The organism is Agromyces sp. MMS24-JH15 (assembly GCF_043518605.1).
Classification (GTDB): domain Bacteria; phylum Actinomycetota; class Actinomycetes; order Actinomycetales; family Microbacteriaceae; genus Agromyces.
This window is the reverse complement of sequence record NZ_CP171358.1, coordinates 1,956,141-1,971,668: the sequence shown is the minus strand read 5'-3', so window position 1 is coordinate 1,971,668 and position 15,528 is coordinate 1,956,141. Positions and strand designations below refer to the sequence as shown.

Below are 15,528 nucleotides of genomic sequence, written 5' to 3'. Positions count from 1 at the left end.
CGATGGCACCCCCACCGCTGCCGAGAGGAGACCGCCATGAGCGGCGCCCACGACCTGACCACGTTCGACCGCCGTGAATCCGAGGTGCGCGGCTACGTGCGAGCGTTCCCCACGGTGTTCGACCGCGCGACGGGCTCGACGCTGATCGACGCCGACGGCCGCGAGTACCTCGACTTCTTCGCCGGCGCGGGCGTGCTGAACTACGGCCACAACAACCCCGAGTTCACGCGCGCGCTGATCGCGTACCTCGAGCACGGCGGCATCATCCACGGTCTCGACATGGCGACGAGCGCCAAGCAGGCGTTCATCGAGGCGTTCGAGCGGCTCGTCCTCGAGCCCCGCGGCCTCGACCACAAGCTGCAGTTCACCGGCCCGACCGGCGCCAACGCCGTCGAGGCCGCCCTCAAGGTCGCCCGCAAGGCGACCGGCCGCTCGACGGTCGTCGCGTTCACGAACGCGTTCCACGGCCTCAGCCTCGGCGGCCTCGCGGCGACCGGCAACAGCCACTACCGGTCGGGCGCGGGCGTCGGCCTCGACGACGTCGCGCGACTCCCGTACGACGGCTACCTCGGAGCGGGCGTGGACACGCTCGACCTGTTCGAGAAGATGCTGGACGACCCGGGATCGGGCCTCGACCTCCCGGCGGCGGTCATCGTGGAGGCCGTGCAGGGCGAGGGCGGCGTCAACGTCGCGAGCCCGACGTGGCTCCAGCGGCTGCGCGCGATCACCGAGGAGCGGGGCATCCTGCTCATCCTCGACGAGATCCAGGCCGGCATCGGGCGCACGGGCACGTTCTTCGCGTTCGAGGAGTCGGGCATCGTGCCCGACATCGTGACCGTCTCGAAGTCGATCTCGGGATCGGGCCTGCCGATGTCGCTCGTGATGCTGCGTCCCGCGGTCGACGTGTGGAAGCCGGGCCAGCACACGGGCACGTTCCGCGGCAACAACCTCGCGTTCGTGTCGGCGCGCGTCGCGCTCGAGACGTACTGGGCCGACGACGCGTTCATGCACGGCGTGGCCGCGAAGTCGGCGATCCTGCGCGCCGAGCTCGAGCAGATCGCCGCCGAGCACCCCGAGCAGGGCTTCGTCGTGCGCGGTCGCGGCCTGTTCTACGGGATCGCGTGCGACGCCGACCGGTCGCTCGCCGCACGCGTCTCGAAGGAGGCGTTCACGCGCGGGCTCGTGATCGAGACCTCCGGCGCGTTCGACGAGGTGCTGAAGTTCCTCCCCTCGCTCACGATCACCGAGGAGGAGCTCCGTCGCGGCCTCGCGATCGTGCGCGAGAGCCTGGACGCCGTGCTCGCAGGCTGACCGGAGGCCGCCCGCGTGGGGCAGAATCGGCCTCGATGGACGACGCGAAGACTCCCAGGACGTACCGGCACGGTCCGGCCCGGCGCGCGGTCAACCGGATCATGACGGCGTTCGCGCGCCGCGGGCTCGTGCCGGCCTCCGCGATCCTCACGACACGGGGGAACCGCACCGGTGAACCGCGCTCGACGCCGGTCACGCCGATCGACGTCGACGGCCGCCACTGGCTGGTCGCGCCGTACGGCGAGGTCGCGTGGGTGCGGAACGTGCGCGTCGACCCGGCGGTCACGCTCACGAAGGGCCGGTCCGTCCGCCGATTCACGCTGCGCGAGGTCGAGCCGGCCGTGGCCGGTCCGGTCCTCCGGCGTTACGTGCGGGTCGCCCCGATCGTGCTGCCGTACTTCGCAGCCGAGAAGGATGCCCCGATCGAGGCGTTCATCGCCGAGGCCGACAAGCATCCGGTCTTCGAGCTGGTCGAGGAGTCCTAGTCCAGCTCCTGGAAGAGCGTGAGCTGGAGGCCCGCCGGACCCTCGAGGCGCGCGTTGAGCGAGCGCCACGGCGTCTCGCGGGGCGACGCGACGAGCTCGGCGCCCGCGGCGACGGCGTCGCGCGTCGTGGCGGCCGAGTCGTCGACCTCGAGCGCGACCCGCAGCGGCGCGCTCGTGCCGCCGTCGGTCTCGACGCGATCGATCAGGCGCACCTGCGCGGGATTGGAGAGCTCGAGGGTCGCGCGGCCCGCGTCGAGGATCACCACGCGCGCGTCGTCCTCGCCCTCGTACGCCTCCTGCTCGGGCATCCCGAGCACGTCGCGGTAGAACGCGAGCACCTGGTCGAAGTCGGCGCCCTCCGGCACCGAGACGACGAGCCGCAGCTGGCGCACGGCGCGTGGCGCCGGGGTGGAGGAGGTGGGCGGCGTCGCGGGGGTCGCCGGGTTCGAGGCATCCATGACAGGGCGAACCGGATGCCGCGCCCGGCTGTTCCCCGAAGGCCGGGGACGCGCGCCCTCGACCCGCTCGGGCCGGGCACGGCCGGGTGGTGCCGCCGCGCCTCGATCGGACTAGCATCCGGCCCATGAGCGAGGAACGCACGGGTTCCGAGCAGTCGCCGAAACGCGGCATCCCGGTCTGGGCGTGGATCATCGGGGCGCTCGTCCTGCTGGCGGCGCTCGCGGCGCTCGTCGCGCTGCTGGTGCGCCCGGGGTCGTCCGCCGATCCGGCCGACCGCATCGCCCAGGCCTGCCGGTCCGCGATCGAGCAGGACGTCGGCGTCCAGGGCGGCACCGAACCCGAGGTCTCCGGCGCGTCGGAGATCACGACGCAGGGCGGCGGCGCGTGGCGCATGCAGGGCACCGTGACGTTCGAGCAGGACGGCTCGACGCACACCGCCGACGTGCGCTGCATCGTCCAGGACGACGGCGGGGAGCTCGAGGTCGTGAGCGTGCGGATCCACGACTGACCGGCAGCGCCGGCGTTCGCGGGTCGGCGCTAGAGTCCCTCGGCGATCTCCTTGATCGCGGCGAGGCGACGGTCCCACTCGGCGCCGATGGCGTCGAGGCGGTGCGCGGTCGCGCTCAACTGCGCGCCGAGCACGCGGTAGCGCACCTCGCGCCCGACGCGGACGGGCTCCACGAGCCCGGCCTCCGCCAGGACGGCGAGGTGCTTCGCGATCGCCTGGCGCGTGACGGGCAGCCGCCCGGCGAGGGCCGACGCGGATGCGTCGCCCTCGCCGAGTGCGGCCAGGATGCTCCACCTGGTCTCGTCCCCGAGTGCGGCGAACACCGGGACCAGCGTTTCCACGGTCACCCTGCGAGTCCTCCGGCGTCGGCCAGCGCGACGAGCTTGTCGAGCTCGGAGACCCAGCCTTCGCCGTGGGATGCGAGGTTCTCGGCCGGGTTCGACGTGCGCTCGAAGCCCGTCTCGACCACGGTGAGGCGCGTGCCGTCGGCGATCGGCTCGAGCGTGAAGGTGAACACGGTCGACGTCGCGTCGTCGACGGCGTCGGGCAGGCTGCCGAGCGCGTCGTCGTTGCCCCAGCGGTAGCTGATCGAGCGCGGCTCGTCGATCGCCTCGATGCGCAGCGGGACCTTGCCGTAGCCGGGGAACTCGAGGGTGCCGGTCGCACCGACCGCGGTGCCCGAGAACTCGGCGATGCCGAACCACTTCGAGATGTGCTCGGGCTGGGTCACGGCGCGCCAGACCTGTTCGACGGGCGCGGCGATCCGGATGGTCCGCCGGACGGCGAAGGCCTCCCGGTCGACGGTGGACGGCGGGTTGATCGTCATGGACTCCATGGTTCCTCCTCGGTCGGATTATTGCAACCACAGAGTTGCATGTTTCCTCACCGATTGCAACCGTTTGATTGCATGTCAGTTCACCCGAAGCGAGCGAGGATACGTTCGAGGAGCGCCTCGGCCACCGGGTCGTCGGTCGCCATGACCGCACCGGTCCGCACCGCGTCCCGGTCGTCCTCGAGCTCGACCTCGACCACGCGTCCGTGGTCCGGGCCCTCCTCGACCTCGACGTCGAACCACCCGTGCCGCCACACCGGGTTCGGCACGTCGCCCGCGAGCAGGGCCGCGGCGAGCGGGTCGTGCAGCGCGCAGCGCCGGTCGCCGTACCGGGGCGTGTAGAACCCGAGGTAGGTGTCCAGCATTCGCCCGACCAGGCGCGGCAGCTCGCCGCCCGCGGACAGCAGCCGCTGCCGGTGCGACTCGTCGAACGTGTGCGACATCGTCACGTCGAGCGGCACGAGCGTCACCGGCCAGGCGGCGCCCAGCACCTCGGCTGCCGCGAGCGGATCGTTGCGGAAGTTCGCCTCGGCGACCAGCGACACGTTGCCCGGGGCATCCACCGCGCCGCCCATGACCGTCACCGAGTGCACGCGACCGGCCAGCGACGCGTCCGCGCGCAGCGCGAGCGCCAGGTTCGTGAGCGGCCCCACCGCGAGCACGCGCAGCTCGCCCGAGTGGCGGCGGCTGAGTTCCAGCAGCAGCCCCGCGGCATCCAGCCCCGGCTCGACGGCCCGCAGCGCGGGCGGCAGGTCGGATGCCACTCCCCCGACGCCGTCCTCGCCGTGCACGTGCACCGCGGCCGGCACGAAGGCGTGGTCGAGGAAATCGTGGGCGCCGACCGCGACGGGCACGTCGCCGACGCCCGCCGCCGCCATGAGGCCCAGCGTGTTCCGCGCACCCGACTCGGCGGCGACGTTGCCCGACACCGAGCCGACGCCGACCAGCCGGACGCCGGGATGCGCGAGCAGGTAGGCGAGCGCGACCGCGTCGTCGATGCCGGTGTCGCAGTCGAGGTAGACGGGGATCGGCGCGGAGTCGGGGGTCACCCCGGCGACGTTACCCGCTGCGCGGGTGCCGCGCGTCGGGGTGGTCAGTGCGCGCCCCGATTCCGCCCGGGAGCCCGGACGGCCAGAATGCACGCATGAACCGGAAATCGGCGTCCGTATGGGCGGCGACCCTGGCGGCGGCACTCGTCGTCACGCTGGCCGCATGCACCACGCCCGGCGGCGACACGGGCGGCGGCCCGAGCACCGCCGACGGCGATGCCGTGCGGATCGCCCGTGACGGCGAGATCGAGGCGCGGGAGCTCGACAGCTGGGAACCGGCGACGCGCACCGATCGACTCCTGCTCGACATCGACGCCTCCCTCGCGGAGGGCGGCTCGACGCTGCAGCAGGCGCTCGACGCCTACGCGCTGAGCTTCGGCGACATCCCCGGCTCGACGATCGCCGACGCGCCCGACGAGGGGATGCCGCTCGGCGACGGCGTCGGAGCCGATACCGCGCTCCGGATGCTCCGTGCGCATCGCGGCGAGCTCAGCGTCGAGCAGCTCGCCGCACTCGACGCCGCGACCGGCACGCCCATCGCCGGGGCCGGCACCGCGATCACCCTGCCCGCGTCGACGGCGTCGGCCGGCGCGGGCGTGGCATCCGTCTCCCGCGTGCCCGCCGCGGGACCGGTCGCCTCGCGCGCTCCGAACGCCGACGAGGCGTTGCGGATCCTGCGCCTCGCCGACGGCGCAGCGCAGCGCTGGTTCGAGTACCGGCCCGACTTCCTCCGATTCGATCCGGTCATCCTGTCGTCCTCCGTCGACTACCGCGTCCCCGAGAGCGGCCAGCACGCCCTCGCGAGCGCGACGATCGGGACGACGGGTCCGGACCCGGCGCGACCGCAGTGCCGGATCACGATCTACCCCGCCGGCATCGCCGCGAAGCAGACCGACGATCAGTGGTCGTACGTGATCGCGCACGAGCTCTTCCACTGCATCCAGGACCGTTGGGACGGCGGGACGAACGACCAGGCGACCTGGATCGTCGAGGGGTCCGCCGACTGGGCGATGCTGGACCTGTTCCGCCACACGCTCAGCACGCCGCCGAACATCGCCGGACTCACGTGGTTCACCGACAAGACCAGGCCGCTCGCGGTCGCCTCGTACGACGCCTGGCCGCTCTACGAGACGCTCCGGCAGATGCAGGGCGACCCCTACGCGACCATCCGCAGGCTGATCGAACTGCAGGCCTCCGGCACCGCGTACGCGCTCCACGCGGCGCGTCTGGACGATCCGCGATTCCTGATGCGCGCGTCGACCGCGGCCGTCAGGAACTCGCAGTTCCCCACCTCCGATCCGGCTTGGAATCTCGCGTGGCCGTCGGATTCGCCGGGCTTCGGCCCCCACGACACGGCCCGAGCGATCAGCCTCGGCATCGACCTGGTGACGTTCGAACCCCAAGCCGCCGGCGAGTTCCTGCACCCCTCGTCGCGCCTCGACTTCACCGGGGAGGTCGGCCTCGTCACGATCGTGCCGTCGGCCACCGACCTCGAGATCCTGAGCGAGAACGGCCGCCGACCCGTCGCCGACGGCGAGTCGGTGCGCTACTGCCTCGACCCCTCCGGGTGCCGCTGTCCCGAGGGCTCCGCCTCGAACGCCGAACAGCTCGACGACCTCAGGTCGCTCGTCGTCGCGCTCCCGATGGCGCGGACCACCGGCGCGTTCGCGGTCAATGCCGAGCGGTGGGACGAGCGCTGGTGCATGACCCCGAAGCGCGAGACCGCGGGCGACTGGGGCGACCCGCATCTCGCGACCTTCGACGGCCTCCGGTTCGACATGATGACCCGAGGCGAGTTCGTCGTCGCCCGGGACGAGCAGGACGGCTTCGAGGTGCAGGGCCGACAGGAGGCGGTGCGCGGCGGCACCGGCGTGGCATCCGGGAACAGCGCGATCGCGATCGCCGTCGACGGGCATCGGATGACGCTCACCGGCGACGGATTCTCGTTGGACGCCGAGGTGGTCACCCGCGTCGACGGACGCGTGGTCGGCACCGACGACTTCGCGCTCGGGAGTGCACGGGTCGTGCGCGACGAGTCCGACTACGGATCCCGGCGATGGACGGTCACGCTCGCCGACGGTGGGACCGTGCAAGCGACCTGGACCGCCTGGTTCTTCGTCGACCTGTCGTTCGACGCGGAACGCGCATCGAGGCTCGTCGGCCTGCTCGGCTCGGCCGACGGCGACGCGTCGAACGACCTCAGCCTGCCCGACGGCACCGTGCTCCCGCCCGACGCCGACCTCGAGGACGACTGGGCCCAGTCGTGGTGGGTCGATGACGAGTCGAGCCTGTTCGACTACGACGCCGGCCGCACGCCCGAGTCGTATCGCGGCGCCGCGGGCGACCCCGCCGTGCTCCGCGGCGAAGAGGTCGACCAGTGCCGCGACGCCCTCGGACCGCGCGCGACGGAGGCAGAGGTCTCGGCCTGCGCGATCGACCTCATCGCCGCAGGCCTGCGCGCCCAGGTCGACGCGCACCGGGCCGTGGTCGACGCCCGGCTCGACCTCGAGGACGTCGAGTGGGTGCCCGTCGTGCTCCCGGCAACCCCGACCGAACGACCCGACCCACTGCCGCCCGCCGCCGACGCACGCGCGGGCGAACCCGCGCTCGTGCTCGCCGGCACGCGTGCGCCGTTCGGCTCCGAGCCGCTCGACCTCGGCGTCGTGGCGCTGCGCGAGGGCGCGACGGTGGTGTTCCGCACCGACGACTGCGGCGCCGACCTGTCGATCCGCGTCGAGATCGGCACGGTCGGCGACGACCGCACCCCGTTGCCGGTGTCGCTGTGCGGCCCGCGGATCGGGTTCGACAATCCGTCGGGAGCGACCGTCGACGGCGAGGCGTACGGGTTCGCCGGGGCCGCCGGCGACCGGACGTTCGTGCTGCGCGCCGACGGCGACGACGCGGGCGAGGTCCGGGTCGAGGTGTTCGTCGATCCGACGCCCACGATCGTCGATGCGGACGACCTCACCGCCGGCGACGGGTGGCAGGGCACCCTCTCCGGAATCGGCGACGGGGTGCTGCTCCTCCCGGAGTCCGAGACGCGAGTGCAGGAGTGGGATGTCTCGGGATTCGAGACCGCATGCTTCAACGTCGCGTTCGGCGGCGGCCTCGACGACGACTTCTGGGCGATCGAGCCGAGCTGCCGGCACGACGCGTCGGTCAGGATCGGCGCGACCGGCACCGCGCCGCTGCCGATCCTCCTCTTCTCCAGGACCCCGGGGCGCGCCGAGGTCGCGCTGCGCGCGCGGTGAGCGAGGCCGGAACGGGATCTCGATGCGGTCGCCTCGACGCGCGTCGCATCGCAGCGGGCTCGGCCGGATGTCACATCCCGGCCACGCCATCGGTCAGAGCTTCTCGACACCGCCTCCGAGGCAATCGGAGGCCACCGTTCGGGAAGGGAACCAGACCATGTCAGATCAGCAGCCCCAGGTCGTGCTCGTGCACGGCGCCTTCGCGGAGTCCGCGAGTTGGGACGGCGTCATCGAACGCCTCCACGCCGAGGGCGTCACGGCCACCGCGGTCGCCAATCCGCTCCGGAGCCTCGCGGGCGACGCGCAGGCCGTCCGCGACGCCATCGCCCCGATCGCGGCGGCCGAGGGGCCCGTCGTGCTCGTCGGCCACTCCTACGGCGGGCTCGTCATCAGCGAGGCATCCGCCGGCAACGACCAGGTCGCCGCGCTCGTCTACGTCGCCGCATTCACGCCCGACACCGGCGACAGCGCCTTCGCGCTGAGCGCGAGCGAGCCGGGATCCACGCTCGGCGAGGCGATCGAGCCGCACCCCATCGCGGGCGGCGGCGTCGAGTTCGTGATCCAGCGCGCGAAGTTCCACGAGCAGTTCGCCGCGGACGTCGACCAGAAGACGGCCGGCCTGATGGGCGCCACCCAGCGACCCGTGACGCAGGCCGCGCTGACGGACCCGGTGCTCGCGACCGAGCCGGGCTGGGCGACCCTCCCGTCGTGGCACGTCTGGGGCGAGCTCGACCGCAACATCCCGGCGGCCGTGACGCGCAACGGCGCCGAGCGTGCGAACGCCCGCTTCGCGCAGGAGATCGCGGGCGCTTCGCACGCGGTCGCGGTCTCCGAACCGGACGCGGTCGCGGCCGTGATCCTGCTGGCCGTCCGGTCGGCGAGCGCGGAGCGCGCCGCGGCGTAGCCTTCGCGACCGACGCGGCACGGGGACCTGGAACGGGCCCCGGGTCCCCGGTCCCGGACCGGACCTGGGACCCGCGGCGGGCCGCGGTCATGCCGACGGGAGCGCGGCGCCGATCTTCTCGGCGTTCACCATCCAGAAGACCCGGTCGATGCCGGCGTCCGAGACGTCGACCGCGATCAGCCCGAACGTCTTCCCCCAGGCCGACAGCAGCACGGCGGGCTGGCCGTTCGCCTCGACGGGGTGCACCTCGACGTCGTTCCAGAACCACTCGGACAGGGCGTGGTGGAAGTTCGCCACCCGCGCGCGACCGACGAGCGGGATGCGCGCCGCCTGCGCCTTGCCGCCGCCGTCGGAGTACGAGACGACGTCCTCCGCGAGCAGCCGCTCGAGTGCCACGAGGTCGCCCGACCGGGCCGCGTCGAGGAACGCGTCCAGGAGCAGGCGATGCCGCGCCGCCGGCACCGCGCGCCGCCGCTCCTCTCCGAGGTGCGCGGTGGCGCGGCTCACGAGCTTGCGCGCGGACACCACGGTGACGCCGAGGATCTCTGCGATCCGGTCGTACGGATAGTCGAATGCCGAACGCAGCACGTACGCCGCGCGCTCGGGCGGCGTGAGCCGCTCGAGCAGCAGCAGGAACGCGAACCCGAGGTCGCCGCCGCGTTCGGTGAGCACCTCGGGATTCGCGGCCGTGTCGATGGGCTCGGGCAGCCAGGGGCCCACGTACGCCTCGCGCCGAACGCGCGCGGACTGGAGGTGGGTGATCGCGAGCCGGGTCGCCGTGGTGGCGAGGAACGCCCCGGGTTCGCGCACGACCGTGCGATCGGTGCCTTGCCAGCGGATCCAGGTCTCCTGCACGAGGTCCTCGGCATCCGCGACGCTGCCGAGCATCCGGTACGCGATGCCGAAGATGCGCGGGCGGAGCGCGGAGAAGACGGCGACCGCGTCGGCGAGATCGGGCGGATCGGCGGCGTCCGCGTCCACGCGCCACGCGCGTCGTGGCATGCGGATCATCGGGCTCGTCGTCTTCAACAGGTCGTGCGTGCGCATGGCATGGTCCTCGGCTCCCAGGCCGATCGCGGTGCGGCATCGGACCCGCACCCCCGTTCCGTCGGCCCGCACTCACGATGCCATTACCTCGTGTACGAGTCGATAGTTCACGAGACATTTGCTAGGATCTGCACATGGACGAACCTGCGACGCCACCGGGCGACCCGGTGCACCTCGACGACATGGTCTGCTGGAACCTGTACTCGGCCGCGCGCGCGGTGACAGCCGCCTACCGGCCGCTGCTCGAACCGCTCAGCCTCACGTACCCGCAGTACCTCGTCCTCGCGAACCTCTGGGAGCACGGGACGCAGCCCGTGGGCTCGCTCGTCGAGCGGATCCAGTCCGACTACGGCACGATGACGCCGCTGCTCCAACGCCTCGAGAAGCGCGGGCTCGTGCGCCGCACCCGCAGCGCCGCCGACGAACGCACCGTCCTCGTCTCGCTCACCGAGGAGGGCGAGGCGCTGAAGGCGCGTTCGACTGAGGTCTACCCCGCGATCAGCGAATTGTTCGGATTCGGCACCGAGCGCGGCGAGGCGGCGCTCGAGGTGCTGCGCGGCATCATCCGCGCCGCCGACGAGCGCGGCGACCGATGAACCCCCGCGCCGGATCGGCCGAAGACGCGCCGAGCCGGCGGTAGCGAGCCTCCACGCAGGTCGCGATCTGCGGAGCGGATGTCACAGACCCGCACGCCACCCGGTCGACGCTGGTGAACCCGACGACATCGCCCGCGCCCGTCACCCGACGGGCCGGCACATCGAGAGGACCGCCGCCATGACCGACCACGTGCTGGAACCCGCCGCCCGAGCGCTCGCCGACGCCACCGCGAACCCGCCGTACTTCGCCCAGATGACCCCCGCCGAGGCACGGAAGGTGCTCGACGACGTGCAGGCCGCGCCCATCGCGAAGCCCGCCGTCGACGACGAGTGGGTCACCGTGCCCGCCGAGGTCGGCGACGTCCGAGTGCGGATCGTGAAGCCCGCCGGCTCCGCCGCGGGCATCCCGCTCCCGACCGTCCTGTACATCCACGGCGGCGGCTGGGTGCTCGGCAACGCCGGCACCCACGACCGGCTGGTGCGCGAGCTCGCGACGGGCGCCGACGCGGCCGTCGTCTTCGTCGAGTACGACCGCTCCCCCGAAGCCCGCTACCCGGTCGCGATCGAGCAGGCGTACGCCACCGCCCGGTGGATCGTCGCGCACGGCGCGGAGCACGGCCTCGACGCGTCGCGGCTCTCGGTCGCGGGCGACTCGGTCGGCGGCAACATGACCGCGGCCGTCGCGATCCTGGCGAAGCAGCGCGGCGACGTGGACTTCGTCCACCAGTCGCTGTACTACCCCGTGACGGACGCGGCGCAGGACACCGCCAGCTACCGCGAGTTCGCGGAGGGGCCGTTCCTCCGCGCCGACAGCATGGCCTGGTTCTGGGACAACTACCTGCCGGATGCCTCGAGGCGCGCCGAGATCACGGCCTCGCCGCTGCGCGCGACCCTCGACGACCTCGCAGGACTGCCGGAGGCGCTCGTGATCGTCGACGAGAACGACGTGCTCCGCGACGAGGGCGAGGCGTACGCGCGCAAGCTCACCGCCGCGGGCGTCCGCACGACGAGCGTGCGCGTGAACGGAACCATCCACGACTTCATGATGCTGAACCCGGTCCGCGCGACCGCGGCGTCGACCGTGGCGATCGAACTCGCGATCGCCGAGCTGCGGAAGGCGTTCGCCGCGGCGTCCGCGCGGATCGCCGACGCCGCCTGAGCGGCCGTCGATCCACCCGCTCCACCCGCTCCATCCGATCCATCCACCCGTCCATCACGTATCCACCCACCAACGGAAGGAACCGACCATGAAGGTCATCGTCATCGGAGGCACCGGCCTCATCGGCTCGAAGGTCGTCTCGCTGCTCGCCGAGCACGGGCACGAGGCGGTCGCCGCCTCGCCGAACTCGGGCGTGAACACCATCACCGGCGAGGGCGTCGCCGCCGCGCTCGCGGGCGCCGATGTCGTCGTGGACGTCTCGAACTCGCCGTCGTTCGCCGACGACGACGTGCTCGCGTTCTTCACGACCTCGACGCGCACGCTCCTCGACGCCGAGCGCGACGCCGGCGTCCGCCACCACGTCGCCCTCTCGATCGTCGGCGCCGACCTGCTCCCCGACAGCGGCTACCTGCGGGCGAAGGTCGCCCAGGAGCGGTTGATCGCCGAGTCGGGGCAGCCCTACACGATCGTCCGGGCGACGCAGTTCTTCGAGTTCGCGAAGCGGATCGCCGACGAGGCGACCGTCGACGGCGTCGCGCGCGTCTCGACGGGATCCATGCAGCCGATCGCCGCCGCGGATGTCTCCGCCGCGGTCGCACGCGCGGCCGTCGGCGACCCGGTCGACGGCATCGTCGAGATCGGCGGGCCCGAGAAGCTCTCGATGGCCGAGTTCCTCGGCCGCCGGCTCGAGACCGACGGCGACGACCGGCAGATCGTCGCCGACGCGCAGTCGCCGTACTTCGGCACGCTGCTCGCGGGCGACGAACTCACCCCGGGGCCCGACGCGCAGCTCGCCCCCACCTCGTTCGCCGAGTGGCTCGCCGCGCAGGCGAGCCCCGTGCGGTAGGGGTTCGGATCGTGGGCGTCGCCGTCAGCGGTGTCGTGAACACCGAGTCCCCGCGGTTGGGGCCGATCCGGCACGTCGAGGCCGGCGTGCTCGACGTCGCGTACGTCGAGCACGGGCCCGCCGACGGGCCGCCCGTGGTCCTGCTGCGCGGGTTCCCGTACGACATCCACTCCTACGTCGACGTGGTGCCGCTGCTGGCCGACGACGGCTTCCGGGTGATCGTGCCGTACCTCCGCGGCCACGGGCCCACCCGGTTCCTGGACGCGGCGACGCCGCGCAGCGGCCAGCAGGCGGCGCTCGGTCGGGACGTCGTCGACCTCCTCGACGCGCTCGGGATCGCGCACGCGGTCCTCGCGGGCTACGACTGGGGTGGCAGGGCCGCGTGCGTCGCGGCGGCCCTGCACCCCGAGCGCGTCACCGGCCTGGTCTCGGTGAACGGCTACCTGATCCAGGACCTCCACGCCTCGATGCATCCGCTGCCGCCCGAGCAGGAGGCCGGGCTCTGGTACTTCTTCTACTTCCTGACCGAGCGCGGACGCGCGGGCCTCGCGGCCGACCCGAGGGGCGTCGCCGAGGTGATCCGGCGCCGCAACTCGCCGTCTCGGCCGCTCGACGAGGCCGCGCTCGACCTGGCGGCGGACGCGTTCGCGAACCCCGACTGGGTCGACGTGGTCATCCACTCCTACCGGCATCGGCTGAACCACGTGCCCGGCGCGCCCGCCTACCTGCGCGACGAGGGGGCGCTCGCCGCGCTGCCGCCGATCATCGTGCCGGCGGCCACGCTGGACGGGCTCGCGGACGGCAACTTCCCGGCGACGGATGCCTCGGTGCAGGCGCCGCGCTTCACCGGCCCGAGGGTGCACCGGCAGGTGCCGGGCGCGGGCCACGAACTGCCGGCCGAGGCCCCGGAGGCGTTCGCGGCGGCCATTGCCGAGGTCATCGCGCTCGCGCGCGACGCCGCGGAGCCGAGCCGGAGTTGAGTCGACGCGGATGCCCCTCCCCACGCCGGGGATGGGCATCCGCGTCGGTTCGCGCGTCGGGCCGCTCGGGTCAGGCCCGCGAGACGACCGCCACGCCCTGCGGGCCGAGCCAGAGCCCGCGCGCCTCGGCGCCGGTCAGCAGGTCGGTCCCGTCGAGCTCGAGGATCGCACCCTCGTCGCCGTGGTTGATCGCGATCACGACCGGGCCGCGCTGCACGACCTCGACCGTGCCGCCGACCGCGGGCAGCCCGCTCGGCAGCTCGACCCCGGCCTCGGTGGCGATCCGGCCGACGAGTTCCGTCAGCGCACCCGGCTCGGGCAGCGTCGCGACGTACCATCCGCTGCCGCCACTGTCGCCGCCCGTCGTCCGACGCGTGACCGCGGGCGACCCGGCGAGCGCGCCGTCGACGAAGGTCGCGAGCACTTCGGCGTCGGTCGCGTGCACGACTTCGGCCCACACCGTGCCGACCGCGTCGCCGTCGAACACGTCGCCCGCGAGCGCCACCGGCGGGGCCTCGCCGCCGCCGGTGGCACGCAGGTCGGGCGCGGCCGGCGGGGCGAACTCCTCGACCCGCACGCCGAGCGTGCCGCGCAGCCGTTCCCCGCCGACGTATCCGCCGAGGTGGACGTGCAGGTCGGCGTCGACCACGCCGGTCGCGAAGCCGACGACGAGCGAGCCGCCCGCCTCGGCGTACGCCGCGAGGTTCGCCGACTGCGCGTCGGTGAGCACGAAGTGCGCGGGAGCGACGACGACGCGGTACGCCGAGAGGTCCTGGTCGGCGCGCACGAAGTCGACCGCGAGGCCGAGCGACGTGAGCGCGACGTGCCACGCGAACAGCACCTCCTGGTATGCCACGGCGGTCGGCGAGGCCGGCTGCTCGAGCGCCCACCAGCTCTCCCAGTCGAGCGCGATCGCGACGTTCGACGCCACGCGCGACCCCGCGAGCCCGACCTCGGGGCGCGAGAGCTGCGCGAGCTCGCCGCCCATCTCCTCGATCTCGCGCCACACGCGCGTGTCGGTGCCGCCGTGCGGGACCATCCCCGAGTGGAACTTCTCCGACCCCGCGGCCGACTGCCGCCACTGGAAGAAGAGGATCCCATCGGCGCCGCGCGCGACCGCCTGGTACGACCAGGCGCGCATCTGCCCGGGCGCCTTCGGCGCGTTCCGCTCGCGCCAGTTCACCGCGCTCGGCGCCTGCTCCATGAGGATCCACGGCGCGCCGCCGCCGAGCGAGCGCATGAGGTCGCGCAGCATCGCCGCGTACGGCGTCGACAGCGGGTCGGCCGGGTCCGGGTAGGCGTCGTCGGAGACGACGTCGACCTCCTTCGCCCACTTCCAGTAGTCGGCGGGCTTGAAGAACCCCATGAAGTTCGTCGTGATCGGCACGTCGCTCGCAGCCCGGATCACCTCGACCTCGGCGCGGTAGCACGCGAGCAGCTCGTCGCTCGAGAAGCGGTCGAAGTCGAGCAGCTGCGTCGGGTTCCGGAACGTCGGCGCCGCACGCGGCGGGTCGACCTCGTCGAACGAGTCGTACCGCTGCGACCAGAACGCGGTGCCCCACGCCCGGTTGAGCTCCTCGATCGAGCCGTACCTCGCCTCGAGCCATCCGCGGAACGCCGCCGCCGACGCGTCGCAGTAGCAGTGGTGCACGTGGCATCCGTACTCGTTGTTCACGTGCCAGAGCTCGAGCGCCGGATGCCCCGCGTACCGCTCGACCAGGCGCTCGACGAGGCGTCTCGCGTACTCGCGGTAGACGGGCGAGCTCGGGCAGTACTGCTGGCGGCTGCCGACCGCGAGCCGCACGCCGTCCTCGGTCACCGGCAGGGTCTCGGGGTGCAGCTTCGCGAGCCACGGCGGCGGCGACGCGGTCGCGGTCGCGAGGTCGACGCGGATGCCTCCGGCGTGGAGGGTGTCGAGCACGTCGTCGAGCCATCCGAAGTCGTACTCGCCGGGCCGCGGCTCGAGCCGGGCCCAGGAGAACACCGCCACCGTCGCGAGCGAGATCCCGCCGCGGCGCATGAGCGTCACGTCCTCGTCCCACACCTCGCGCGGCCACTGCTCCGGGTTGTAGTCGCCGCCGTACCAGATCGTCACGATCC

15 protein-coding genes are annotated in these 15,528 nt (G+C 73.1%); 9 read left to right on the top strand and 6 right to left on the bottom strand.

What is annotated here, in order from left to right; genetic code table 11:
* Positions 1-36: 36 nt before the first annotated feature.
* Positions 37-1,311, top strand: a complete 1,275-nt coding sequence (gene ectB / locus ACDF64_RS08900) for a diaminobutyrate--2-oxoglutarate transaminase (protein WP_394554978.1) — start codon at positions 37-39, stop codon at positions 1,309-1,311.
* A gap of 35 nt (positions 1,312-1,346) precedes the next feature.
* A complete protein-coding gene (locus tag ACDF64_RS08895; RefSeq protein ID WP_394554976.1) occupies positions 1,347-1,796 on the top strand; it encodes a nitroreductase family deazaflavin-dependent oxidoreductase in 450 nt (149 codons plus the stop codon).
* Here the strand turns inward: ACDF64_RS08895 and ACDF64_RS08890 are convergent.
* On the bottom strand, positions 1,793-2,254 hold the full coding sequence (locus ACDF64_RS08890; protein WP_394554974.1) for a VOC family protein: 462 nt from the start codon (positions 2,252-2,254) through the stop codon (positions 1,793-1,795). The genes ACDF64_RS08895 and ACDF64_RS08890 overlap by 4 nt on opposite strands.
* A gap of 125 nt (positions 2,255-2,379) precedes the next feature.
* Here ACDF64_RS08890 and ACDF64_RS08885 point away from each other — a divergent pair, with 125 nt between their 5' ends.
* Positions 2,380-2,763 (top strand): hypothetical protein, encoded by a 384-nt coding sequence (locus ACDF64_RS08885; protein ID WP_394554972.1) that lies wholly within the window; start codon positions 2,380-2,382, stop codon positions 2,761-2,763.
* A gap of 29 nt (positions 2,764-2,792) precedes the next feature.
* Here the strand turns inward: ACDF64_RS08885 and ACDF64_RS08880 are convergent, their stop codons facing one another.
* From ACDF64_RS08880 to ACDF64_RS08870, 3 genes are all read right to left on the bottom strand, one after another.
* Complete coding sequence (locus tag ACDF64_RS08880) at positions 2,793-3,110, bottom strand: ArsR/SmtB family transcription factor (RefSeq protein ID WP_394554970.1); 318 nt, start codon at positions 3,108-3,110, stop codon at positions 2,793-2,795.
* The gene (locus ACDF64_RS08875; RefSeq protein WP_394554968.1) at positions 3,107-3,598 is read right to left on the bottom strand and encodes an SRPBCC domain-containing protein; all 492 of its coding nucleotides are present in this window, start codon (positions 3,596-3,598) and stop codon (positions 3,107-3,109) included. The genes ACDF64_RS08880 and ACDF64_RS08875 overlap by 4 nt, the downstream gene beginning before the upstream one ends.
* Before the next feature lie 80 nt (positions 3,599-3,678).
* Positions 3,679-4,644, bottom strand: coding sequence for a nucleoside hydrolase (locus ACDF64_RS08870; protein WP_394554967.1), 966 nt, complete (start codon positions 4,642-4,644; stop codon positions 3,679-3,681).
* 95 nt (positions 4,645-4,739) lie between these two features.
* On the opposite strand from ACDF64_RS08870, the gene ACDF64_RS08865 reads away from it, so the two are divergent.
* Entirely contained in the window at positions 4,740-7,895 is a 3,156-nt protein-coding gene (locus ACDF64_RS08865) for a VWD domain-containing protein (RefSeq protein ID WP_394554965.1), read from the top strand.
* A 157-nt stretch (positions 7,896-8,052) separates the two neighbouring features.
* Positions 8,053-8,799, top strand: coding sequence for an alpha/beta fold hydrolase (locus ACDF64_RS08860; RefSeq protein WP_394554963.1), 747 nt, complete (start codon positions 8,053-8,055; stop codon positions 8,797-8,799).
* Between the two features lie 87 nt (positions 8,800-8,886).
* Here the strand turns inward: ACDF64_RS08860 and sigJ are convergent, their stop codons facing one another.
* Positions 8,887-9,846 carry an RNA polymerase sigma factor SigJ gene (gene sigJ, locus ACDF64_RS08855; RefSeq protein WP_394554961.1) on the bottom strand — a complete coding sequence of 320 codons (960 nt, stop codon included), beginning with the start codon at positions 9,844-9,846 and terminating at the stop codon, positions 8,887-8,889.
* 134 nt (positions 9,847-9,980) lie between these two features.
* On the opposite strand from sigJ, the gene ACDF64_RS08850 reads away from it, so the two are divergent.
* From ACDF64_RS08850 to ACDF64_RS08835, 4 genes are all read left to right on the top strand, one after another.
* Positions 9,981-10,442, top strand: a complete 462-nt coding sequence (locus ACDF64_RS08850; RefSeq protein WP_394554959.1) for a MarR family winged helix-turn-helix transcriptional regulator — start codon at positions 9,981-9,983, stop codon at positions 10,440-10,442.
* A gap of 178 nt (positions 10,443-10,620) precedes the next feature.
* Entirely contained in the window at positions 10,621-11,601 is a 981-nt protein-coding gene (locus tag ACDF64_RS08845; RefSeq protein ID WP_394554957.1) for an alpha/beta hydrolase, read from the top strand.
* Positions 11,602-11,689: 88 nt separating this feature from the next.
* Positions 11,690-12,448, top strand: coding sequence for an SDR family oxidoreductase (locus ACDF64_RS08840; RefSeq protein WP_394554956.1), 759 nt, complete (start codon positions 11,690-11,692; stop codon positions 12,446-12,448).
* Positions 12,449-12,459: 11 nt separating this feature from the next.
* Complete coding sequence (locus ACDF64_RS08835; protein WP_394554954.1) at positions 12,460-13,428, top strand: alpha/beta fold hydrolase; 969 nt, start codon at positions 12,460-12,462, stop codon at positions 13,426-13,428.
* Between the two features lie 70 nt (positions 13,429-13,498).
* Here ACDF64_RS08835 and ACDF64_RS08830 read toward each other — a convergent pair whose 3' ends face one another.
* Positions 13,499-15,523, bottom strand: coding sequence for a beta-galactosidase (locus ACDF64_RS08830; RefSeq protein WP_394554952.1), 2,025 nt, complete (start codon positions 15,521-15,523; stop codon positions 13,499-13,501).
* Between the last annotated feature and the right edge of the window lie 5 nt (positions 15,524-15,528).